Here is a 20,446-nt window from a genome sequence, read left to right as displayed (position 1 = left end):
GAATAGATGATCAATTTCGAGATTTTTATCGCGATCGGCATGTTCACCGGCATTGTGCTGGCGTTGGTGCTGATTATTATCGCTGCGCGCGCCAAGCTGGTTTCCAGCGGTGACGTGAGTATCGAGATCAATGGCGAAAAAACCATTGTGGTGCCTGCTGGCGGTAAGCTGCTGCAGACGCTGGCCGCTAACAACATTTTCTTGTCATCGGCCTGTGGTGGCGGTGGTACTTGCGCGCAGTGCAAGTGTGTCGTGGAAAGTGGCGGTGGCGAAATGCTGCCGACCGAAGAAGCTGCCTTCACCCGTCGCGAAGCCAAGGCTGGCTGGCGTCTGTCCTGCCAGACTCCGGTCAAGCAGAATATGAAGATCGAGGTGCCGGAAGAAGTTTTCGGTGTGAAGAAGTGGGAATGTACGGTGTTGTCCAACCCGAACGTGGCCACTTTCATCAAGGAGCTGACGCTGAAGCTGCCGGAAGGCGAGAGCGTTGACTTCCGTGCGGGTGGCTATGTGCAGTTGGAATGCCCGCCGCATGAGGTGCACTACAAAGACTTCGATATCCAAGAGGAATATCGCGGCGACTGGGATAAGTTCAACCAATGGAAGTACGTGTCGAAGGTCGAAGAGACCACGATTCGTGCCTACTCCATGGCCAACTACCCGGAAGAAGTCGGTCTGGTGAAGTTCAATATTCGTATTGCTTCGCCGCCACCGGGCAAGGACGATTTGCCACCGGGCAAGATGTCTTCTTATGTGTTCAGCCTCAAGCCGGGCGATAAGATCGACGTGTACGGTCCGTTTGGTGAGTTCTTCGCCAAAGAGACCGAAGCCGAGATGGTGTTTATTGGTGGCGGTGCTGGCATGGCGCCGATGCGTTCGCACATCTTCGATCAGCTCAAGCGGCTCAAGTCGCCGCGCAAGATCAGCTTCTGGTACGGCGCCCGCTCGATGCGTGAAGCCTTCTACGTTGAAGATTACGACCAGCTGCAGGCGGAAAACCCCAACTTCAAGTGGCACTTGGCGCTATCCGATCCGCTGCCGGAAGACAACTGGAGCGGCATGAAAGGCTTCATCCATAACGTGCTGTATGAGAACTACCTGAAGGACCACCCGGCTCCGGAAGATTGCGAGTTCTACATGTGCGGCCCGCCGATGATGAACGCGGCAGTGATCAAGATGCTGATTGACCTGGGTGTGGAGGAGGAGAACATCCTGCTCGACGACTTCGGCGGTTAAGCGTGAGGTCATTGGTTCTCCAGCCCGTTATCGCTGTCGCTCTTGCGGCAGCCCTAACGGGCTGTTTGCATTCTGAGAAGGTCGAAGAGTTCGGCGGCCCCACCATGGGCAGCACCTATTCGGTCAAATATGTCACTGGCGAGGGTGCTGCCGATGCGCTCACTCTCAAGGCCGAAACCGAGTTGATTCTTGCTGAAGTCGACCAGCAGATGTCCACCTACCGTGACGACTCGATTATCTCGCTGTTTAATCGGGCGCCAGCGGGCAGCTGCATGACGGTGCCTGCAGGTATGCTCGAGGTTGTGGGCATGGGGCAGGAGTTGGCTCGGGAAAGCGATGGTGCTTTCGACCTGACACTTGAACCGTTGCTCAATTTGTGGGGTTTCGGTCCGCAGGCGCGAATTGAACGTGTGCCGAGCGCCGAGCAACTGGCCGAGGCGCGTCAGCGTAGCGGTCATAGCCATTTGCGTATCGATGGTCAGCAGTTGTGCAAGGACGTCGATCTGCAACTGGATCTCAACAGTATTGCTGCAGGTTATGCGGTCGAAAGAATCGTCAGCCGCCTGGCTGACATGGGCGTTGGCAGTTATCTGGTGGATGTCACCGGGGAGCTAAAGGCTGCCGGCAAGAAGCCGGACGGGCAACCATGGCGTATCGCCATTGAGGCGCCGCGCGATGACCAGCGGGTCGCGCAGAAGATTTTGCAATTGGACGGTTACGGTATTTCTACCTCGGGTGATTACCGTAATTATTTCGAGGAAAACGGCGTGCGTTACTCACATACGCTTGATCCCAAAACCGGCGCGCCCATTACCCACACATTGGCAGCGGTGACAGTCGCGGATTTATCGACTCTTCGGGCCGACGGCTTGTCTACATTATTGATGGTGCTGGGGCCGGAGCAAGGCCTGGCCTATGCTGAGCAGGCTGGAATTGCGGCTTTTTTCGTGACGCGTGAGGGCGAAGCCTTCGTCACACGCACTACCGCCGCATTCGAGCAGCTATTCGCTGCAGGAGAAGAGCAATGATTTGGTTAATCGTATTTTTTACCATGCTGTTGGTGGTGTCATTGATGGCTGTTGGCGTGATCATGGGGCGTAAACCGATTGCCGGTTCCTGTGGTGGCATTGCCAATCTGGGCATCGAGAAAGAGTGCTCTATTTGCGGCGGTAGCCGTGAGAAGTGCGAAGAGGTCAACAGTGCGCCGGCAGAGTCTGGCTTCAAGGCACTGGCCTACGACGCGACCAAGCGCTAATCGCCATTCGCAGGCCTGCATGTCAGGCTAGCGAATCACGTATCGATTGCCAGGCTGCCTCGATGCAGTTCTGGCCCTGCCGAGAGCACGGTATAAGTGCTCCGGTATGATCTGAAGGAGTAAACATGGCGGTCTACAACTACGATGTAGTGGTGCTTGGTTCAGGCCCTGCTGGTGAAGGCGCGGCAATGAACGCGGCCAAGGCCGGGCGTAAAGTGGCGGTGGTCGACAGCCGTCGCGAAGTCGGCGGCAACTGCACGCACCTGGGCACCATTCCGTCCAAGGCCTTGCGCCATTCGGTGCGCCAGATCATGCAGTTCAATACCAATCCGATGTTTCGTCAGATTGGTGAGCCGCGCTGGTTCTCCTTTCCCGATGTGTTGAAAAGCGCCGAGCGGGTAATCACCAAGCAGGTGACTTCACGCACCGGTTATTACGCGCGCAATCGCATCGATTTGTTCTTCGGTACGGGCAGCTTTGCCGATGAGCAAACCATTGAAGTGGTCTGCGCCAATGGCGTTGTGGAAACACTGGTGGCCAAGCAGATCGTTATCGCGACTGGCTCGCGCCCTTATCGCCCGATCGATGTCGATTTTCATCATCCGCGGGTATATGACAGCGATACCATTCTGACCCTCAGCCATACACCGCGACGGTTGATCATCTACGGCGCAGGGGTCATCGGTTGCGAGTATGCGTCGATCTTCAGCGGCCTTGGCGTGCTGGTCGACCTGATCGACAACCGGGATCAATTGCTGAGTTTTCTCGATGCCGAGATTTCCGATGCGCTCAGTTACCACCTGCGTAATACCAACGTGCTGATTCGCCATAACGAAGAGTACGAAAGCATTGAAGGCATCGACAATGGGGTGATTTTGCATCTCAAGTCGGGCAAGAAGATCAAGGCAGATGCCTTGCTCTGGTGCAATGGTCGTACCGGTAACACCGATATGTTGGGCCTGGAAAATATCGGCATCAAGGTGAACAGCCGCGGGCAGATCGAGGTCGACCACAGCTACCGTACCGAAGTGTCGAATATCTTCGCTGCAGGCGACGTGATTGGTTGGCCGAGCCTGGCCAGTGCCGCCTATGACCAGGGTCGTTCGGCGGCTGGTAATATCATCGAGAATGGCAGTTGGCGTTTTGTCGATGATGTTCCGACCGGTATTTACACCATTCCGGAGATCAGCTCGATCGGCAAGAACGAGCGCGAGCTGACTCAGGCCAAGATCCCTTATGAAGTGGGTAAGGCATTCTTCAAGAGCATGGCGCGGGCGCAGATTTCCAATGAGCCGGTGGGCATGTTGAAAATTCTGTTCCATCGTGAAACGCTCGAAGTGCTGGGTGTGCACTGCTTCGGCTATCAGGCTTCGGAGATTGTGCATATCGGCCAGGCGATCATGAACCAGAAGGGCGAAGCCAACAGCATCAAGTACTTCGTCAACACCACCTTCAACTACCCGACCATGGCCGAAGCCTATCGGGTGGCGGCGTTCGATGGTCTCAACCGGCTTTTTTGACCGGCTCCGATCGGTGGCCTGAGCCGGTCGGGGAAGATCCGTTCAGCGACTCTCTGGCGTGGCGCTGGCCTAACCGGGAGAGTTTTTGACCAGGTAGCAATAAGAAAACCGGCGCAGGGTGGCCGGTTTTCTTTTGTCTGGGCTTTTGCTGTGGGTTCTGAGAGGTTGGATTTCGCGCCAAAGCCCTGCGCTGAAAAATGCACGTGCAACCTTCGGCGGTTTTTGCCTGTTAGGCGCTGCTCGGCCCCAACTTATTGCTGCAACGTGGAGACGGCCAGGCCAGGGAAGTCGGTAATCAGGCTGTCCACGCCGAAATCGGCGAGTCGGCGCATCAGTGCCGGGTCGTTGACTGTCCAGACCGAGACATGCAGGCCGGCTTTCTGCGCTTTCAGCAGGCGTTCCGGGGTACACAGGGTCCAGTTCAACGCCAGCAGGCTGCAGTCATAGCGCTGGGCTACTTTAAGCGGGTCGAGCCAGGCGTATTCTGCCACCAGGCCGCGGGCAAGCTGCGGTGTCAGACGCTTTAAGGCGCCGAGCACCTCGCGCGAGCTTGAGGTGACGGTGACTTTGTCGGTCAGGTCATAACGTGCGGTCAGCGCGGCAATTGCCTCGACCATCTGTGCGGCGCGGACTTTGGAGGCGCTTTTGACTTCCAGTTGCCAATGCTCGAAGTCGCACTCTTCAAACAGTTCGGCCAGCCGCGGGATCGGGCAAGGGCTGATCCAGCCTGGGCCACCTTCGCGAGCGTCATAGCGGGTCAGTGCCGCAGCGTCGTGCTCGATCACTTTGCCGCGATGGCCGGTGGTGCGCTTCAGGGTTGGGTCATGAATCACCATCAGTTCACCATCGCGAGACTGGTGCAGGTCCAGCTCGCAGCGGCGTACGCCATGCTTAAGGCATTGCTGGAAGCTGATAAGGGTGTTTTCCGGAGCTTCGCCTTTGGCGCCGCGGTGGCCGTAGATATGGGTCACAGTTACTCCTGCGCAGGGGCGCTGGTGCGGGGATGATGATGGCGCACGCTGTTGATTACGTGGTCGTATTCAAAGTACACGCTGAACTCGCGGTAATCCCAGCGGCTAATCGGTGGGTTACCTACTGCACGATGTTCTTCATCTGCCAAGCCAAAGCGCTCCAGCACCGAGCGCTGCGATTCACCACGCTGGGGCAGTTGAGTGGCCGCTGCACCTTGCTGGCCGAGGGGTATCTGCAGGGTTTCGGCGCCAGCACCGAACGGTAGGCATAAGATCAATGCTAGAAATATGTATGGCATAGGGCTCTCGTGACTAATGCTGGGGCTGTTCGCGAGCCTGGCGGCGCTCCAGGGCTTGCCGCTGGAGGATATGCCGGGCCAGTAACTGGCGCTGTGCGTCGGTCAAGGCCTCGAACTCGGTGCCGATCTCGAACTGTTGGTCGGCGAGTGCCTGGCAGTGAATTACCTTGGCTCGCAACAGTAAGCCAAGAGCCTGCGGCATCAGCACTATCTTGATCGCCAGATGGGTATCGATGGCGAGGTTTTGGCTACTACTAAAACTCACGCCGCCCTCCGACAAGCAGACGCGCCGTGGTGTGCCGATGTCGCGCAACAGGCTCTGGGCGACAGCCTGCCCAAGCAGGTCGATGCGCTTGTTGATCACCTTGAGGTAGTTGGCCAGGGAGCGGTCACGCTCGCTTATATGGCGCAACAGGTGCTGCGACTCGAAGTCCAGCAGGTGCAACTCACTGAGCAGATTAAACAGCGGCGAGCTGTCACGCAGCTCGTCACTGGCCAGCGCCTCAGTGCCTGACAGTGGGGTGAATTCCAGTGCGATCGTATCGTCGATACGATAGTATTCCCGGCGGTCATCTTCATCTTGAATCGACATGGCGAACCCATGGCAGCAGTAGTGGTCAGAGTGTAAGGCCGCTTGCCAAGCCCCGCCACAAGGACGTTCCTCTTTCCCTCGAATCAGCTCCCGACATGTTCAGACCTCTGTTCGTATTTATAGGTACGCGTTACACGCGCGCCAAACGTCGTAATCACTTCGTGTCTTTTATTTCCCTGACGTCGATGATCGGGCTGGCACTTGGTGTGCTCGTGATGATCGTGGTGTTGTCGGTGATGAATGGCTTCGACCATGAGATGCGTACGCGCGTGTTGGGCATGGTTCCCCATGCCACTGTCGAGTCCGCCAGCCCTATCGATGATTGGCGCAGCCTCGCCGACAAGGCGCTGGAGAACCCGCAGGTGTTGGCCGTTGCGCCGTTCAGCCAGATGCAGGGCTTGCTTACCCACGAGGGCAAGGTGCAGAAGGTGTTGATCAATGCCGTCGATCCGTTCGAGGAAGTCAAGGTCTCGATCATTGGCGATTTCTTTCAGCAAGGCAGTTTGCAAGATCTGCAGCCCGGGGCCTTTGGTATCGTTATTGGTGACAAGGCTGCCGCCAAGCTGGGTGTAACCCTGGGCGACAAGATTACCTTCGTCGCGCCTGAGGTCACCGTAACGCCTGCGGGCATGTTCCCGCGCCTCAAGCGCTTTACCGTGGTGGGGATTTTCCATGTGGGTGCCGGGGAGATCGACGGGTTCGTGGCGATGACCCACGTCCAGGATCTGGCGCGCCTACAACGTCGCCAGGCAGACCAGGTACAGGGCATTCGCTTGAAGTTCGCCGATCTGTTTCAGGCCCCGCGCACAGCCTGGGAATTGGCGCAGACCCTGGGTGAGCATGAATATTACGCCCGTGACTGGACCCGCACCCACGGCAATCTGTACCAGGCGATCCGTATGGAAAAAGCCATGATCGGCCTGCTGCTGTTGCTGATAGTCGCGGTCGCCGCGTTCAATATCATTTCGACGCTGGTCATGGTGGTGACGGACAAGAAAGGCGACATCGCCATCCTGCGCACCCTCGGCGCGACGCCCGGGCAAATCATGGCCATCTTCATGGTCCAGGGCACGGTGATCGGGGTGGTTGGCACTCTTATCGGGGCGTTGTTGGGTGTCTTCGCGGCACTCAATATCAGTGCCGGTATCGCTGTGCTGGAGCGTGCACTGGGTATGCGCTTTCTCAATGCAGACGTTTATTTCATCGATTATCTACCATCGCAACTGCTGCTCGCGGATGTGCTGCTGGTCTGCGCCGCTGCGCTGGTTTTAAGTTTTTTCGCCACCCTTTATCCGGCCTGGCGCGCGGCGCGTACCCAGCCTGCGGAGGCTCTGCGTTATGAGTAATCAGGTTATGCAAGAAAGTGCTGTGTTGAGTTGTCGCAACCTGGGCAAAAGTTATGAGGAAGGCCCGCAGTCGGTGGTGGTGCTTGAGGGCTTGCAGCTGGAGTTGCACCCTGGTGAGCGGGTGGCGATTGTCGGCAGCTCGGGCTCGGGCAAGAGCACCTTGTTGAATATGCTCGGTGGCCTTGATACGCCAAGCACCGGCAGTGTCTGGCTGGCCGGCGAGGAGCTCTCGGCGTTAAGTGAAAAGGAGCGTGGCTTGCTGCGTAATCGCTCGCTTGGCTTCGTCTATCAGTTCCATCACTTGCTACCTGAGTTCACTGCGCTGGAGAACGTCTGCATGCCGCTGCTGATCGGGCGTACGCCGATTGCCGAGGCGCGTCAGCGGGCTACCGAGTTGCTCGGTCGGGTCGGTCTTGGCCATCGACTGGCGCACAAGCCGTCGGAGTTGTCCGGTGGTGAGCGCCAGCGCGTAGCCATTGCCCGTGCTTTGGTCAATCGGCCCGGGCTGGTGTTGCTCGATGAGCCTACGGGTAACCTCGATAATCACACAGCCCAGGGCATTGAGGATTTGATGCGCGAGTTGAGCAGTGCATCGCGCACCGCTTTCCTGGTAGTGACCCACGACATGGAGCTGGCGCAGCAGATGGATCGTATCCTGCGTCTGGAAAACGGCAAGTTGGTGGCCGTCTGATGTTTCGCCCCTTGAGTGTGTACATAGGCCTGCGTTATACCCGGGCCAAACGGCGCAACCATTTCATTTCCTTTATTTCCCTGACCTCGATGATTGGTCTCGCCCTGGGTGTGCTGGCGATGATCGTGGTGTTGTCGGTGATGAATGGTTTTCAAAAGGAGATGAGCTCGCGGATCCTTGGGATGGTGCCGCATGCAGCAATCTCCGGGGTTCAGCCGCTGGATGACTGGCGTGCGGTGGCTGCCGCTGCCAAGCGCAATCCGCAGGTGTTGGCCGCGGTACCCTTTGCCGAGCTGGAGGGCATGTTGTCCTATCGCGGAGCGATGCAGCCTATTCAGTTACAGGGCGTCGACCCCGCGCTGGAAGCGCAGGTGTCGATCATCGCCGATAACATGACCCAGGGTCGTTTGAATGATCTGCAGGCGGGTGAGTTCGGTGTGGTAATCGGCGAAATTACTGCCCGGCGCTTTCAGCTACAGATCGGTGACCGTTTGGCGTTGATCGTGCCCGAGGCCAGTTCGGTCCCCGGTGGTATTACGCCGCGTATGCAGGCGGTGAATGTAGTCGGAGTATTCAAGGTTGGCGCCGAGCTGGATGGCTCGCTGGCCTTGTTGCATGTCGCCGATGCGGCCCATATCCAGCGCTTGCAGCCGGGCCAAGTGCCGGGTGTTCGCTTGAAGTTGCAAGATTTGTATCAGGCGCCGCAGGTGTCTGCTGCCATCGTCAGCGAGTTGGGCGAGGGCTATCAAGCCAGCGACTGGACGTTGACCCAGGGCAGCCTGTTCAGTGCCATGAAAATGGAAAAGACCATGATTGGCCTGCTGTTGCTGCTGATTGTGGCAGTCGCCGCATTCAATATCATTGCCACCTTGATCATGGTCGTCGCCGACAAGAGCGCGGATATCGCCATCTTGCGTACCTTGGGGGCGACCCCTGGGCAGATCATGGGCATCTTCATGGTGCAGGGCACGGTGATTGGGCTGGTGGGCACGCTGATTGGAGCTGTACTTGGCATCGTAGCGGCGTTGAATGTCAGTCAGTTGGTTGGCTGGATCGAGCGCCTTAGCGGCCAGCAGGTACTCAGTTCGGATGTCTACTTCATCAGCAATCTACCGTCTGAATTGCTGTTCTCCGATGTGCTGCTGATCTGCGGCGCGGCCTTTACCCTGAGCTTTCTCGCGACCCTTTATCCATCCTGGCGTGCATCCGGCATTCAGCCAGCAGAAGCGTTGCGCTACGAATGAGCTAGTCTCTCTGAAAGCAAAAAGCCGTTACGTGAGTAACGGCTTTTTGCTTTCAATCATTGCTCTTGTTGATGCGGCGTTGTTCCTGGCGCTTGCGCCAGCTGCGCCTGACCCACCAGTGCCAGTAGGTGTTGGTAACCAGATAACCCAGTCCTGCCAAGAGTAAGCCGAGAACCACGGAGCCAAGCAGCAGGGGTTGCCAGTGGGTCTGCAACATGTGGCCGACCCAGCTCAGGGTGATCTCATCGGGCATGCGCATGGCTGGTGTGTCGGTCATCCAGGCGCCGAGCTTGTAGCTGCAATAGAACACCGGAGGCATGGTGATCGGATTGGTTAGCCAGACTAGTCCTACGGATATCGGCAGGTTAGCGCGTGCGGGGATGGCGACCAATGCAGCGGCAACCATTTGCATTGGCATGGGGATCATTGCCCAGAACAGGCCGATGGCTACTGCACGTGACACCGAGTGGCGGTTGAGGTGCCAGAGGTTGGGGTCATGAATCAGTGCGCCAAGAAAGCGCAGAGATTTGTTGGCCTTGATGCGGTCTGGGTGAGGCATGTAGCGCTTGAATAAACGACGCGGCATCGTGGCTCTCTGGCAGACTTAAACGCGCACATTATGCACGGATTTGGAATGGGCAGCGTTCACACTTTGTCACAGCAAATAAGTGAAGGTTGCTGGTCGAGTCAGGTCCATGGAATCGGATCTCAAGGAGTGAGTGGTTATGCGCACAGGGATGTTGGCGCTGGTGGCGGGCTTGCTCCTGCTGCGGTTCTTGCCGGTTTTGCCCCCCGCCTGGTTGTTATGGCTACTGCCCGTCTTGGGGGTGATGTTGCTGCCATTTCGCAGCTATCCCGTGGCGTTTTTTTTATTTGGCCTCAGCTGGGCAGGCATTTCGGCGCAGGCTGCCCTGGACGACAGGCTGGCAGCGGAGCTCGATGGTCGTACCTTATGGTTGCAAGGGCAGGTGGTCGGGCTGCCTGACGTGCGCGATGGCGTCGTCAGGTTTCAAGTGCACCAGGCCCGGTCGCGGCGTGCCGAGTTGCCGCAGCTAATACGCCTGGCCTGGTATGGCGGCCCCGAGTTGCGGGCTGGGGAAACCTGGCGTCTGGCCGTGCGTTTAAAGCGACCACATGGCCTGGTCAATCCTCAGTCATTCGACTATGAAGCCTGGTTGCTGGCGCAGCGCATTGGCGCTACCGGTACGGTCAAGAGTGGCCAGTTGCTCAGCCCCGCCAGTGGGCCAGGCAGTTGGCGCGATGTGTTGCGCCAGCGCTTGCTCGCCGTCGATGCGCATGGTCGCGAGGGCGCATTGGCAGCCCTGGTGTTGGGTGATGGCTCCGGTCTTTCGACGGCTGATTGGCGGGTGCTGCAAGACACCGGCACGGTTCACTTGCTGGTGATTTCCGGTCAGCATGTCGGGCTGCTGGCAGGTTTGTTGTACAGCCTGGTTGCAGGGCTGGCCCGCTGGGGCTGGTGGCCGCGGCAATTGCCGTGGTTGCCCTGGGCCTGCGGTCTTGCGTTTGCCGGAGCGCTCGGCTACGGCCTGCTGGCAGGTTTCGAGGTGCCGGTGCGGCGTGCTTGCGTGATGGTCGGCCTGGTGCTGTTGTGGCGTTGGCGTTTTCGCCATTTAGGGGTTTTCTTGCCGCTGTTGATCGCGCTGGTGGTGGTCTTGCTGCTGGAGCCCCTGGCCAGCCTGCAGCCAGGCTTCTGGCTGTCTTTTGGCGCCGTGCTGTTGCTGATCCTGATTTTCAGTGGCCGGCTGGGCGCCTGGCCATGGTGGCAGACGCTGGGGCGGGCGCAGTGGGCGATGGCTGTCGGGCTGCTGCCACTGTTGCTGGCCCTGGGGTTGCCAGTCAGTGCCAGCGGTCCGTTGGCCAATCTGTTTGCCGTGCCCTGGGTCGGTCTGGCCGTGGTGCCGTTAGCGTTACTGGGCACCTTGCTCTTGCCTCTGCCATGGTTGGGGGAGGCGCTGTTATGGCTAGCGGGTGGTTTGCTCAAGCTGCTTTTTTTGCTGCTGGTGCAGATTGCCACCTGGCTGCCGGCTTGGTTGCCCGAGACATTACCGTTATGGGCGTGGCTGATGGTGGCGCTAGGCACATTGCTGTTGCTGCTGCCGGCCGGTGTGCCGTTGCGCGGCCTGGGTTTGGTTTTTCTGTTGCCACTGTTTTACACCGAGACGCAGCGACCGGCCCATGGCCAGGCTGAGGTGTGGATGCTGGATGTGGGGCAGGGTCTGGCGGTTTTACTGCGAACTCGTGAGCACGCGCTGTTGTATGACGCAGGGCCACGCTTCGGCGATTTCGACATGGGCGAGCGTGTGGTGTTGCCGTCGCTGCGTGGGTTGGGGGTGGCTCAGCTGGATATGCTGCTGATCAGCCATGCCGATAATGATCACGCTGGCGGTGCACTGGCGATCCAGCGCGGCATGCCGGTCAAGCAGGTGGTCAGTGGCGAGGCGACAGAACTGCCAGTGATGCTCCGCGCCGAGGATTGTGAGTCAGGGCGCAGCTGGCAGTGGGACGGCGTGCGTTTCACTGCCTGGCGCTGGGCGGGGGCAACGGATGGCAATCAAGCCTCGTGTGTCCTGCTGGTCGAGGCGGCTGGCGAACGTCTGCTGTTGACGGGTGATATTGACAGCACCGCTGAGCGCGCACTGCTCGACAGTGGTCTGGACGTTCGCGCGCACTGGCTGCTTGCGCCGCACCATGGCAGTCGCAGCTCATCCTCGCAGGCCTTGCTGGATGCCGTTGCCCCGCGCGCGGCCCTTATTTCCCGCGGTCAGCACAACGCATTCGGTCACCCGGATGCCGCAGTGGTTGCACGTTACGAGGCGCTTTCCGCGCGGCTGTATGACACGGTCGAGCATGGCGCCGTGCATATTCGCTTGGGTGCCTTTGCCCAAGGTAAAGGGTTGCGCGAGCGAGCACGCTTTTGGCGAGAAAAATGAGAACCGCAGCGGTCGGCGCCATGCCGCCCCTATGCTAGAGTGGCGCCACTTTTCCAAAGGGGATTTACCACCGTGTGGGAACTGGTTAAAGCTGGCGGCTGGATAATGCTGCCGATCATGCTCTGCTCTATCGTAGCAGTCGGCATTATTGCCGAGCGTCTCTGGACGCTGCGGCCTAGTCGCATCACGCCGCCACACCTGCTCGGTCAAGTGTGGCGCTGGATCAAGGATAAAAAGCTCAACAACCAGAAGCTCAAGGAGCTGCGTGCCAACTCGCCCCTGGGGCAAATTCTGGCGGCCGGGCTGGCCAACTCCAAGCATGGTCGCGAGATCATGAAAGAGTGTATCCAGGAAGCGGCCGCACGGGTTGTTCACGACTTGGAACGCTACCTTAATGCCCTGGGCACCATTGCCGGTATCGCACCGCTGCTCGGTTTGCTAGGCACCGTGCTGGGCATGATCGAGATATTCAGTTCCTTTATGGGCTCGGGCATGGCTAATGCGGCCCTGCTCGCTGCAGGTATTTCCAAGGCATTGATTACCACTGCTGCCGGTTTGATGGTGGCCATTCCTGCTTTGTTCTTTCATCGCTACCTGCAGCGCCGGGTCGATGAGCTGGTGGTCGGTATGGAGCAGGAGGCGATCAAGCTGGTGGAAGTGGTGCAGGGTGATCGTGACGTCGATTTTGCTGAGGGCAAGGCGTGAAATTCCGGCGCAAACCGCGGGAGAATGTCGAGATCAACCTGGCTTCGTTGATCGACGTAGTATTCATCCTGCTACTGTTTTTCGTGGTCACCACTACCTTCACCCGTGAGACTCAGCTCAAGGTCGATCTGCCCGAGGCTGTCAGTGGCACGCCGCCGGAGCAGACCGAGCTCAAATTGTTAGAGGTATTGATCGCTGTTGACGGTAGCTACTCACTGAATGGTAAGCAGCTGCTGAAAAGTGATCTGAATGGTTTGATGGCTGCGTTGCAAAAGGAATCGGAGGGCGATAACAGTCTGCCGCTTACCATCAGTGCTGATGGCAAGACCCCGCATCAGGCAGTGATCACGGCCATGGATGCTGCTGGAAAGCTGGGGTTCTCCCACTTGCGCATCACCACGGTCGAGGCACAGGTCGCGCCTTGATGGTTGCACTCCAATGAGCTTGTCTGAGCGCCTGTTGGCCGCCTGGTACGCGGGGCATCCGGCGCTAACGCTGTTACGGCCGCTCGAGCGGCTCTACCGTATGGTCGTGCAGCGCAAGCGGGCACGTTTTCTTGCAGGCGAAGGTGTTATTTATCGCGCGCCCGTGCCCGTGGTGGTGGTGGGTAACATCACCGTTGGCGGCACTGGCAAGACCCCGTTGATTCTCTGGCTGATCGAGCATTGCCGTCAGCGTGGGCTCAGGGTCGGCGTAGTCAGTCGCGGCTACGGCGCTAAGCCGCCACAAGTACCCTGGCGTGTGCGAGCCGATCATAGTCCCAACGTTGCCGGCGACGAGCCGCTACTGATCGTCCAGCGCAGCGCTGTACCCTTGATGATCGATCCGGATCGCGGGCGTGCGGTAGCTGCCTTGCTGGCTGCAGAGCCGCTGGATCTGATTCTTAGTGACGATGGCTTGCAGCATTACCGCTTGGCCCGTGATCTGGAGCTGGTGCTGATTGATGCGGCGCGCGGTCTGGGCAATGGTCGTTGCCTGCCTGCCGGACCGCTGCGAGAACCGGTCGAGCGCCTGGTGAGTGTTGATGCGCTGCTCTACAACGGTGCCAGCAGCGATCCGCAGGATGGTTACGCGTTTGGCTTGCGTCCGCGGGCCTTGGTCAACCTGCGCAGTGGTGAGCAGCGTCCATTGACTCATTTTCCGCCACAGCAGCGCTTGCACGCAGTCGCCGGTATCGGCAACCCGCAGCGTTTCTTCACCACGCTTGAAACGCTACACTGGCAACCGATTGCCCATGCTTTTGCCGACCACGCGCAGTTCAGCGCAGAACTGCTGGATTTCAGCCCGGCGTTGCCTGTGGTCATGACGGAAAAGGATGCGGTCAAATGCCGGGCCTTTGCCGCCGATGACTGGTGGTACTTGGTGGTGGATGCCGAGCCATCGGCCGCCTTCATTACCTGGTTCGATGCGCAACTGACCGTTCTGCTGACTCGCGCTCGCTAAGCCCATCGCCATTTTGCGGTCACTGTCCCATTCAGTGCAGCCGCACCACAGTAAGGATCTCCCATGGACCCGAAATTACTCGATATCTTGGCTTGCCCGCTGTGCAAGGGCCCGCTCAAGCTCGCTGCCGATAAATCCGAGCTGATCTGCAAGGCCGATGGCCTGGCTTTTCCGGTGCGCGACGGCATCCCGGTGATGCTGGAAAGCGAAGCCCGTACCCTCAACGTTGACGAGCGCCTGGATAAGTAAATGAATAGCGCCTTTACCGTAGTGATTCCGGCGCGTTACGCCTCAAGCCGCTTGCCCGGTAAGCCGTTGCAGGACATCGCCGGCAAACCGATGATCCAGCATGTCTGGGAGCAGGCATGTAAAAGCAGCGCGCGGCAAGTTGTAGTAGCGACCGACGACGCCCGTATCGTCGAGGCCTGCCACGCTTTTGGTGCCGAAGTGCTGTTGACCCGTGTTGACCATAACTCGGGCACTGATCGTCTGGCCGAAGTGGCCGCCGCGCTGGGTTTGGCCCCAGATGCCATCGTGGTCAATGTGCAGGGTGACGAGCCGCTGATTCCGCCAGCAATTATCGACCAGGTGGCGGCCAACCTGGCGGCCAATCCGCAGGCAGCTATCGCTACCCTTGCTGAGCCGATCGACGATCTGGCTGCACTGTTCAATCCCAACGTGGTCAAGGTGGTTAGCGACCGCAATGGCCTGGCGCTGACCTTCAGTCGTGCGCCGCTGCCCTGGGCACGTGATGCCTTGGCTGTCAGCCGTGAGCAGTTGCCGGCCAACGTACCCTACCGCCGACATATCGGCATTTATGCTTACCGCGCGCAGTTCCTCCATGACTTCGTGGCCTGGGGGCCTTGCTGGCTCGAAGATACCGAGTGCCTGGAGCAGCTGCGTGCACTCTGGCACGGCGTGCGCATTCATGTTGCCGATGCCCTGCAGGCGCCGCCGGCCGGGGTCGATACTCAGGAAGATCTAGAGCGCGTGCGCCGACTGCTGGGGGCTTGATGCGGGTCTTGTTTGTGTGTCTGGGTAATATTTGCCGCTCGCCCACCGCCGAAGCGGTGCTGCGGCACAAGTTGCTCGAACTGGGATTGCAGGAGGGCGTCGAGGTCGATTCCGCCGGTACTGGTGATTGGCATGTGGGCAAGCCGCCAGACAGCCGCACTCGGCAAGCAGCCCTGTTGCGTGGCTATGATCTTTCCGTCCTGCGCGGGCGTCAGGTTTGCGCCAGTGACTTCAGTCGTTTCGACCTGATTCTGGCTATGGATAACAGCAATCTGCAGCACCTGCGGCGCATGCGTCCTGGCAACGCTGGGGCTGAGCTGGATCTTTTCCTGCGCCGTTATGCCCTGGCGCTCGATGAAGTGCCGGATCCTTATTATGGCGGCGAGGAAGGTTTCGAACAGGTGCTGGATCTGATCGAGCAGGCCTGCGATGGTTTGCTACGCGAAGTGCGGGGGCGACTATGAGTCTTAGTGTTCGGCCGCGGGTTTCGCTCAAGGCCTATAACAGCTTCGCGGTGGATGTTGCGGCGCTTGCATTTGCCGAGGTGCACGACGACGATCAAGTGCGTGAGGCGTTGGTTTATGCACAGCAGCAGCAGTTGCCTGTGCTGTTGCTCGGTGGTGGCAGCAATATGCTGCTGACCGCCGATGTCGAGGCGTTGGTGCTGCGCATGGCCAGTCGCGGCATTCGTGTGCTGCAGGATGACGGCGACCAGGTGCTGGTTGAGGCCGAGGCCGGCGAGCCGTGGCACCCCTTCGTGCAGTGGACGTTGCAGCATGGCTTGGTGGGGTTGGAAAACCTCAGCCTGATCCCGGGCACGGTCGGTGCTGCGCCGGTGCAGAATATCGGCGCCTACGGTGTTGAGTTGAAAGATCTGTTCGCCGGCTTGATTGCCCTGGATCGTCATAGCGGCGAGCTGCACGAATTTTCCCTGGCCGACTGTGGCTTTGCCTATCGCGACAGTCTGTTCAAGCGTGAAGCGGGGCGCTGGGTGATCCTGCGCGTACGCTTTGCCCTGCACCGCACGGCCATGTTGCATCTTGACTATGGTCCGCTGCGTCAGCGTCTGGCGGAGCAGGGTGTAGCTGAGCCGACGGCTGTCGATATCAGTCAGGCGATCTGCGCAATCCGCAGCGAGAAACTGCCGGATCCGGCGGTGCTGGGCAATGCTGGCAGCTTTTTCAAGAACCCCATGGTTTCAGCTGAGCTGGCCCAGCGCCTGACTGCCGAGCATGCCGATCTGGTGGCTTATCCGCAGGCCGATGGTCGGGTCAAGCTGGCCGCTGGCTGGTTGATCGAGCGCGCTGGCTGGAAGGGCTTTCGTGAGGGTGATGCCGGGGTGCATCGGCTGCAAGCGCTGGTGTTGGTCAATTATGGTCAGGCCACCGGGCAACAACTGCTGGCGCTCGCGCAGCGCATCCAAGCGGATATCTTCCAGCGGTTTGCGGTTGATCTGGAAATCGAGCCTAACGTTCTTTAAGCCTTTTTCGTTGCCACGGGATGGTTATGTTCGTCGCGGATGACGCCGTTGGGGCTGGCCGCACAGCATGGGCAGAAGCATAAAAAAGGGGATGCCGAAGCATCCCCTTTTTTATTGCGCTGAATAGTCTCAGGCGTGCGGCTTGTCCGCGTGCTCATCCTGGTTCTTTTCAGTTTCAGTGTCTGCATCTACTGCGTCGGTCGGCGTGCGCTCCGGCTCGCTGGTTGCTTCAGCGCTGGCTGCAGTTTGCGCCGTAGGCTCGGTTTCAGCAGGTGCTTCTACTGCTTCTACTGCTTCGGCTTGCGGGGCAGCGGGTGTAGCCTCGGCAGCTTCGCGCGCCAGGCGCTCGGCTTCACGTTGGCGGCGACGCACTTCGCGCGGATCGTTCGGCGCGCGACCTGTGGCGCTTGCTACGATGCTTACGTTCTCTTCGCTCACGGTCTCGGTCACGGTGATTGCAGGTGCAGCCGGCTCAGGCTCGCTGATAACGATCTCGGCGGCTGTTTCGACCGTTGCTTCGACCGTTGCTTCGGCGGGCTCTTCGCTTGCTGCGGGAGTGACTGCTTCGGTGCTGACCTCAGGGGCGGCGTCGACAACCTGCGGCGCACTGACTTCGGCAGGGGCTGCGTTTGCAGCTTCAGCCGTTTCAGTGCTTGCCACGACCGGTTGCTCGGCAACTGGCAGCTCTGGTTCGGCAGCAGGTTGAACCGGAGCTTCCTCGGCAGGTTGTTCGGTCACGACGGGTTCTGGGCTGGCCAGTTCAGCGCTCACAGCGGCAACGGTTGCGCCTACGGTCAGTGCTGCGGTGGTATCAGCCTGGGGTTCGGCGCTTTCTTCAGTGCCTTCGATCACATTGCCGTTGGCGTCACTTTGACGCTCGCGACGATTGCTACGGCGGCGTTGACCGCGCGAGCGACGGCGTGGACGCTCACCGTCTGTGCCTTCTGCTTCATCGTCTTGCTGCGGTTCTTCGCTGCCGAGCACTTCTTCATCAACGATAGCCGCTGTTTCAGGGCGCGGTTGACGCTCTTCACGGGGGGCGCGTGGTTGGCGTGGCTCGCGCTGCGGGCGCTCGGCACGCACGTCTGCGGTGCTGCTCTCGGTGCTGCTTTCCGCTGGTTGTGCTACTTGCACTGTTTGCGTGGCATCAAGCGGCTCGCGCAGTTCGCGTGCTGGTCGTTCTTCGCGTGGTTTGCGATCGCGGCGGTTGTCCTGACCTTCGCGCGGTGGGCGCGACTGGCGAACTTCCTGCGGCTCGCGAACCTCAACGACTTCGCGTGGCTGACGCTCTTCACGTGGTTGCGATTCTTCACGTGCTACACGTGGCTGGCGCTCTTCGCGCGGTGCCCGTTCTTCGCGCGGAGCGCGCTCTTCACGTGGCTTGCGCTCTTCGTCGCGGCGACCGCCACGGCTGCGGCTTTGCTGGCGACCGTTACGGCGTTCATCGCCGCGCTGTGGGCGTTCGCTGGCTTTCTTCTCGACTACCGCAGGTTTAACTTCTTCTTCTTCTTTGCCGGCAAACAGGCTGACCAGCGATTTTACCAGGCCCTTGAACAGGCTCGGTTGGCTGGCGGCGACCGGTGCCACTGGCTCGCTGACCTCGGCCACTGGCGTCGGTGCGGTGCGTTGTGGTGCGGCTTTGATCGCGGCTTCCTGACGCACCAGGGTGCGGGTAGCGGCAGCCGGTTGAACTTCTTCCACTTCAGTGGCAGCCATTTCATAGCTGGACTGGGTGGACTGTGCTTCCGGGCTGTCATCGCGGATGCGCTGCACTTCGAAATGCGGCGTTTCCAGGTGATCGTTTGGCAGGATGACAATGCGTGCACGGCTACGCAGTTCGATCTTGGTGATCGAGTTGCGCTTCTCGTTGAGCAGGAAGGCGGCAACTGGAATTGGCACTTGCGCACGGACTTCGGCGGTGCGGTCTTTGAGGGCTTCTTCTTCGATCAGGCGCAGGATCGCCAGCGACAGCGACTCGACGTCACGAATGATGCCTTGACCGTTGCAGCGTGGGCAGACGATACCGCTGCTTTCGCCCAGTGATGGACGCAGACGCTGGCGCGACATTTCCAACAGGCCAAAGCGCGAGATACGACCCACTTGCACGCGAGCGCGGTCGGCTTCCAGGCTTTCGCGGACTTTTTCTTCCACGGCGCGCTGGTTCTTCGCTGGGGTCATGTCGATGAAATCGATCACGATCAGGCCGCCGATATCACGCAGGCGCAACTGGCGGGCGATCTCTTCAGCCGCTTCCAGGTTGGTTTGCAGGGCGGTTTCTTCGATGTCGCTGCCTTTAGTGGCGCGCGCCGAGTTGATGTCGATCGACACCAATGCTTCGGTCGGATCAATAACGATCGAGCCACCGGACGGCAGTTTCACTTCGCGCTGGAAGGCTGTTTCGATCTGGCTTTCGATCTGGAAGCGGTTGAACAGCGGCACGCTGTCTTCATACAACTTGATCTTGCTGGCGTACTGCGGCATCACCTGATTGATAAAGCTCAGGGCTTCCTGCTGCGCTTCGATGCTGTCCACCAGAACTTCGCCGATGTCCTGGCGCAGGTAATCGCGGATGGCGCGGATGATTACGTTGCTTTCCTGGTAGATCAGGAAGGGCGCAGCGCGGTCCAGCGAGGCTTCTTTGATGGCGGTCCAGAGTTGCAGCAGGTAATCGAGGTCCCACTGCATTTCTTCGCTAGAGCGGCCCAGGCCTGCAGTGCGCACGATCAAACCCATATCGCTAGGAGCGACCAGGCCGTTCAGCGCTTCACGCAGTTCGTTGCGCTCTTCGCCTTCGATGCGGCGCGAGATGCCACCGGCACGTGGGTTGTTCGGCATCAATACCAGGTAACGACCGGCCAGGCTGATAAAGGTTGTCAGGGCTGCGCCCTTGTTGCCACGCTCTTCTTTCTCGACCTGAACGATGACTTCCTGGCCTTCCTTGAGCACGTCTTTGATGTTGACGCGGCCTTCGGTAGCCTTGCTGAAGTATTCGCGAGAAATTTCTTTGAGGGGGAGGAAGCCGTGGCGCTCGGAGCCGAAGTCGACAAACGCGGCTTCCAGGCTAGGTTCTACGCGAGTAATGCGGCCTTTATAGATGTTGGACTTTTTCTGTTCGCGTGCGCCCGACTCTATGTCGAGGTCATACAAGCGCTGGCCATCGACCAGAGCAACGCGCAACTCTTCGGGTTGAGTTGCGTTAATCAGCATTCTTTTCATGTTGTACCGTCGGTTTCCGGTGCTGGCGGAAGCGGCGTTCGGCACACACGACTTTCAGGGTCGGTGTCAGGCGCGTCAGAAACGGTCGTAAATCGTTTCATTGTCAAGCGACAGTCAGCCAGTTGGGCTGGGTCGCGACAGACATCTCCTGCTCGCTGTTGTGACAGAAAGCATTAGTCAGGAGGAGGAATCAACTGCCGGTAGCGGACGAGATAAAGCGTCTTCGATAAAGCTAATTGCTACGCAGACCGACGGTTGTACATCTCCACCCTACACGTATCACTGAAAATCGGGTGCCGCGCGCATAAAATCCGCAGCGGGTTGGCAGTTACCGCAAACGCCCAGTGGGGGCGACTGCGCATCATGGCTTAAGGCTTTATTTCCGAGTTATGCACGACCTTTGCGGCCTTTCTGTGTGTGTATAACCCGTCGGACGGCCTTACGTCCCAAATGAATTGCGTCGGCTGGGGATGGCAGTATTGGCGA

The 20,446-nt window shown here is 59.3% G+C and carries 20 protein-coding genes; 15 read left to right on the top strand and 5 right to left on the bottom strand.

The window, feature by feature from the left end; genetic code table 11:
• Positions 1-6 precede the first annotated feature (6 nt).
• The 4 genes from nqrF (at position 7) to sthA (ending at position 4,008) form a co-directional block, all read left to right on the top strand.
• Positions 7-1,233: an NADH:ubiquinone reductase (Na(+)-transporting) subunit F gene (gene nqrF / locus Q8K09_RS06590; protein ID WP_305254167.1), complete on the top strand. Its 1,227-nt coding sequence runs from the start codon at positions 7-9 to the stop codon at positions 1,231-1,233.
• Between the two features lie 104 nt (positions 1,234-1,337).
• The gene (locus tag Q8K09_RS06585; RefSeq protein WP_305254218.1) at positions 1,338-2,261 is read left to right on the top strand and encodes an FAD:protein FMN transferase; all 924 of its coding nucleotides are present in this window, start codon (positions 1,338-1,340) and stop codon (positions 2,259-2,261) included.
• Complete coding sequence (gene nqrM / locus Q8K09_RS06580; protein WP_305254166.1) at positions 2,258-2,488, top strand: (Na+)-NQR maturation NqrM; 231 nt, start codon at positions 2,258-2,260, stop codon at positions 2,486-2,488. Before Q8K09_RS06585 ends, nqrM begins: the two co-directional genes overlap by 4 nt.
• 125 nt (positions 2,489-2,613) lie before the next feature.
• Complete coding sequence (gene sthA / locus Q8K09_RS06575; protein ID WP_305254165.1) at positions 2,614-4,008, top strand: Si-specific NAD(P)(+) transhydrogenase; 1,395 nt, start codon at positions 2,614-2,616, stop codon at positions 4,006-4,008.
• Between the two features lie 251 nt (positions 4,009-4,259).
• Here sthA and Q8K09_RS06570 read toward each other — a convergent pair whose 3' ends face one another.
• The 3 genes from Q8K09_RS06570 to Q8K09_RS06560 are packed head-to-tail and all read right to left on the bottom strand — an operon-like array spanning position 4,260 to position 5,870.
• Positions 4,260-4,979 (bottom strand): glycerophosphodiester phosphodiesterase family protein, encoded by a 720-nt coding sequence (locus Q8K09_RS06570; RefSeq protein ID WP_305254164.1) that lies wholly within the window; start codon positions 4,977-4,979, stop codon positions 4,260-4,262.
• Positions 4,980-4,981: 2 nt separating this feature from the next.
• On the bottom strand, positions 4,982-5,278 hold the full coding sequence (locus Q8K09_RS06565; protein WP_305254163.1) for a phosphodiesterase: 297 nt from the start codon (positions 5,276-5,278) through the stop codon (positions 4,982-4,984).
• A 13-nt stretch (positions 5,279-5,291) separates the two neighbouring features.
• A complete protein-coding gene (locus tag Q8K09_RS06560) occupies positions 5,292-5,870 on the bottom strand; it encodes a PilZ domain-containing protein (protein ID WP_305254162.1) in 579 nt (192 codons plus the stop codon).
• Between the two features lie 95 nt (positions 5,871-5,965).
• Between Q8K09_RS06560 and Q8K09_RS06555 the strand changes: the two genes are divergently transcribed.
• Genes Q8K09_RS06555 through Q8K09_RS06545 form a run of 3 tightly spaced genes read left to right on the top strand, consistent with a single transcriptional unit; the run spans position 5,966 to position 9,151 of the window.
• On the top strand, positions 5,966-7,216 hold the full coding sequence (locus Q8K09_RS06555) for a lipoprotein-releasing ABC transporter permease subunit (RefSeq protein ID WP_305254161.1): 1,251 nt from the start codon (positions 5,966-5,968) through the stop codon (positions 7,214-7,216).
• A 7-nt stretch (positions 7,217-7,223) separates the two neighbouring features.
• On the top strand, positions 7,224-7,907 hold the full coding sequence (gene lolD / locus Q8K09_RS06550; RefSeq protein WP_305254217.1) for a lipoprotein-releasing ABC transporter ATP-binding protein LolD: 684 nt from the start codon (positions 7,224-7,226) through the stop codon (positions 7,905-7,907).
• Complete coding sequence (locus tag Q8K09_RS06545) at positions 7,907-9,151, top strand: lipoprotein-releasing ABC transporter permease subunit (protein ID WP_305254160.1); 1,245 nt, start codon at positions 7,907-7,909, stop codon at positions 9,149-9,151. The genes lolD and Q8K09_RS06545 overlap by 1 nt, the downstream gene beginning before the upstream one ends.
• 52 nt (positions 9,152-9,203) lie before the next feature.
• Here the strand turns inward: Q8K09_RS06545 and Q8K09_RS06540 are convergent, their stop codons facing one another.
• Positions 9,204-9,737 carry a DUF2062 domain-containing protein gene (locus tag Q8K09_RS06540; RefSeq protein ID WP_305254159.1) on the bottom strand — a complete coding sequence of 178 codons (534 nt, stop codon included), beginning with the start codon at positions 9,735-9,737 and terminating at the stop codon, positions 9,204-9,206.
• Between the two features lie 139 nt (positions 9,738-9,876).
• Here Q8K09_RS06540 and Q8K09_RS06535 point away from each other — a divergent pair, with 139 nt between their 5' ends.
• The 8 genes from Q8K09_RS06535 (at position 9,877) to murB (ending at position 16,744) form a co-directional block, all read left to right on the top strand.
• Positions 9,877-12,102 (top strand): DNA internalization-related competence protein ComEC/Rec2, encoded by a 2,226-nt coding sequence (locus Q8K09_RS06535; RefSeq protein ID WP_370869494.1) that lies wholly within the window; start codon positions 9,877-9,879, stop codon positions 12,100-12,102.
• A gap of 72 nt (positions 12,103-12,174) precedes the next feature.
• Entirely contained in the window at positions 12,175-12,807 is a 633-nt protein-coding gene (locus tag Q8K09_RS06530) for a MotA/TolQ/ExbB proton channel family protein (protein WP_305254158.1), read from the top strand.
• Positions 12,804-13,232, top strand: a complete 429-nt coding sequence (locus Q8K09_RS06525) for a biopolymer transporter ExbD (protein ID WP_305254157.1) — start codon at positions 12,804-12,806, stop codon at positions 13,230-13,232. The genes Q8K09_RS06530 and Q8K09_RS06525 overlap by 4 nt, the downstream gene beginning before the upstream one ends.
• A 13-nt stretch (positions 13,233-13,245) precedes the next feature.
• On the top strand, positions 13,246-14,250 hold the full coding sequence (gene lpxK, locus Q8K09_RS06520; RefSeq protein WP_305254156.1) for a tetraacyldisaccharide 4'-kinase: 1,005 nt from the start codon (positions 13,246-13,248) through the stop codon (positions 14,248-14,250).
• 63 nt (positions 14,251-14,313) lie between these two features.
• Positions 14,314-14,499, top strand: coding sequence for a Trm112 family protein (locus Q8K09_RS06515; protein ID WP_079201660.1), 186 nt, complete (start codon positions 14,314-14,316; stop codon positions 14,497-14,499).
• Complete coding sequence (gene kdsB, locus Q8K09_RS06510; protein WP_305254155.1) at positions 14,500-15,264, top strand: 3-deoxy-manno-octulosonate cytidylyltransferase; 765 nt, start codon at positions 14,500-14,502, stop codon at positions 15,262-15,264.
• Positions 15,264-15,728 (top strand): low molecular weight protein-tyrosine-phosphatase, encoded by a 465-nt coding sequence (locus Q8K09_RS06505; protein ID WP_305254154.1) that lies wholly within the window; start codon positions 15,264-15,266, stop codon positions 15,726-15,728. Before kdsB ends, Q8K09_RS06505 begins: the two co-directional genes overlap by 1 nt.
• Positions 15,725-16,744, top strand: a complete 1,020-nt coding sequence (murB, locus tag Q8K09_RS06500; RefSeq protein WP_305254153.1) for a UDP-N-acetylmuramate dehydrogenase — start codon at positions 15,725-15,727, stop codon at positions 16,742-16,744. The genes Q8K09_RS06505 and murB overlap by 4 nt, the downstream gene beginning before the upstream one ends.
• Before the next feature lie 129 nt (positions 16,745-16,873).
• Here the strand turns inward: murB and rne are convergent, their stop codons facing one another.
• Positions 16,874-19,960, bottom strand: coding sequence for a ribonuclease E (gene rne, locus Q8K09_RS06495; RefSeq protein WP_305254152.1), 3,087 nt, complete (start codon positions 19,958-19,960; stop codon positions 16,874-16,876).
• Between the last annotated feature and the right edge of the window lie 486 nt (positions 19,961-20,446).

The sequence above is a fragment of the Pseudomonas sp. genome (assembly GCF_030683065.1).
GTDB lineage: Bacteria > Pseudomonadota > Gammaproteobacteria > Pseudomonadales > Pseudomonadaceae > Aquipseudomonas.
Note: the sequence above shows the minus strand (reverse complement) of the source record. Positions and strands in the feature narration are given on the sequence as shown.

Bases quoted from the DNA above. Each gene is read 5' to 3' on its own strand.
- nqrF (WP_305254167.1), top strand. From the start codon at position 7: ATGATCAATTTCGAGATTTTTATCGCGATCGGCATGTTCACCGGCATT.
- Q8K09_RS06585 (WP_305254218.1), top strand. From the start codon at position 1,338: ATGGGCAGCACCTATTCGGTCAAATATGTCACTGGCGAGGGTGCTGCC.
- nqrM (WP_305254166.1), top strand. From the start codon at position 2,258: ATGATTTGGTTAATCGTATTTTTTACCATGCTGTTGGTGGTGTCATTG.
- sthA (WP_305254165.1), top strand. From the start codon at position 2,614: ATGGCGGTCTACAACTACGATGTAGTGGTGCTTGGTTCAGGCCCTGCT.
- Q8K09_RS06565 (WP_305254163.1), bottom strand. From the start codon at position 5,278: ATGCCATACATATTTCTAGCATTGATCTTATGCCTACCGTTCGGTGCT.
- Q8K09_RS06560 (WP_305254162.1), bottom strand. From the start codon at position 5,870: ATGTCGATTCAAGATGAAGATGACCGCCGGGAATACTATCGTATCGAC.
- Q8K09_RS06555 (WP_305254161.1), top strand. From the start codon at position 5,966: ATGTTCAGACCTCTGTTCGTATTTATAGGTACGCGTTACACGCGCGCC.
- lolD (WP_305254217.1), top strand. From the start codon at position 7,224: ATGCAAGAAAGTGCTGTGTTGAGTTGTCGCAACCTGGGCAAAAGTTAT.
- Q8K09_RS06545 (WP_305254160.1), top strand. From the start codon at position 7,907: ATGTTTCGCCCCTTGAGTGTGTACATAGGCCTGCGTTATACCCGGGCC.
- Q8K09_RS06540 (WP_305254159.1), bottom strand. From the start codon at position 9,737: ATGCCGCGTCGTTTATTCAAGCGCTACATGCCTCACCCAGACCGCATC.
- Q8K09_RS06535 (WP_370869494.1), top strand. From the start codon at position 9,877: ATGCGCACAGGGATGTTGGCGCTGGTGGCGGGCTTGCTCCTGCTGCGG.
- lpxK (WP_305254156.1), top strand. From the start codon at position 13,246: ATGAGCTTGTCTGAGCGCCTGTTGGCCGCCTGGTACGCGGGGCATCCG.
- Q8K09_RS06515 (WP_079201660.1), top strand. From the start codon at position 14,314: ATGGACCCGAAATTACTCGATATCTTGGCTTGCCCGCTGTGCAAGGGC.
- kdsB (WP_305254155.1), top strand. From the start codon at position 14,500: ATGAATAGCGCCTTTACCGTAGTGATTCCGGCGCGTTACGCCTCAAGC.
- Q8K09_RS06505 (WP_305254154.1), top strand. From the start codon at position 15,264: ATGCGGGTCTTGTTTGTGTGTCTGGGTAATATTTGCCGCTCGCCCACC.
- murB (WP_305254153.1), top strand. From the start codon at position 15,725: ATGAGTCTTAGTGTTCGGCCGCGGGTTTCGCTCAAGGCCTATAACAGC.
- rne (WP_305254152.1), bottom strand. From the start codon at position 19,960: ATGAAAAGAATGCTGATTAACGCAACTCAACCCGAAGAGTTGCGCGTT.